Origin of the sequence: Apibacter muscae, assembly GCF_007845635.1 — a bacterium.
GTDB lineage: Bacteria > Bacteroidota > Bacteroidia > Flavobacteriales > Weeksellaceae > Apibacter > Apibacter muscae.
In genome coordinates this window covers 1-930 of sequence record NZ_SELG01000021.1, presented here as the reverse complement: position 1 = coordinate 930, position 930 = coordinate 1, and the positions used below count along the sequence as shown (strand labels likewise).

Here is a 930-nt window from a genome sequence, read left to right as displayed (position 1 = left end):
GCCAATATTATGCCTTTTTCTTAAAATTTATCTCAATTATGGCAAGAAATATTATAAGATATGAAAATAAAGAAAATCTAGAAGAAAATGGAATTATTACTGTTGTTAAATACTATAGAAACAGATTCCAAAAATCAGAAAACAAAGAATTTATATGCTCAAATTGTGGGAACTCTCACAATCACCAGCATATTTATGAACTCCAAGATAAAAGGATAGTAGGGATTTGTTACCACTGCAATAAAAAAATCCACAACCTAAATTCTTCTAATCCTAAATTTAACAAACCCAATCAAAAGTAAGTATTTGAAATTTTATATTATGCTACAACCGTTTTACATATTAATTCCAGAAAGTGTACCACCAAAAAGAATTGAACAAAGTGATGTTAATCCCAATATCTGTAAAGGGATATTATATCTGATTTTAAAAAAACAAGCCTATAAGCTAATTGCTAAAGAAAATATAAAATCCATTACTTCTCAAAATCTAAGTGTCTCAATACATTCTTATGATTTAGGAAAGCTATTTGGAAATGGCTACACAAAAGCATTAGATATTTTGCATAAAAAAATACTATTCAAATATCCTTATTCAGAAAATAAATCATTTTCATTCTCCTACAATGACATTCATTTACATAAAAAGCTCATTGTTGATAAAATAGAACCAGATACAACAGCTAACAAGGGAATAGTCAAAAGAATGAGAGAGTTTTATAATAAAAACTTAAAAAGAAAAGAACTTGAAAAATTCCTATACCTGACCAAATTCTTTGACCCAGAAAAATTAAAAATTGATTTTGAAGAAGCTTTGAAAGATAATGAGGAAAGCTATACTCCAACAACAAGGAAAAAAGACAGTTTCCAATATGGTCAATATATTATAAATGCAGTAAAAATACTGGATATACAAAATGGAGTATATTGG

2 protein-coding genes are annotated in these 930 nt (G+C 27.0%); both read left to right on the top strand.

Annotation, left to right across the window (positions count from 1 at the left end; all coding sequences use genetic code 11):
* Window positions 1-302 (top strand): hypothetical protein (locus tag ETU08_RS00585; RefSeq protein ID WP_221410528.1); only part of this gene is annotated, 302 nt, incomplete at its 5' end.
* A gap of 19 nt (window positions 303-321) precedes the next feature.
* The coding region (locus ETU08_RS00580) for a hypothetical protein (protein WP_146261069.1) at window positions 322-930 on the top strand (609 nt) is incomplete at its 3' end.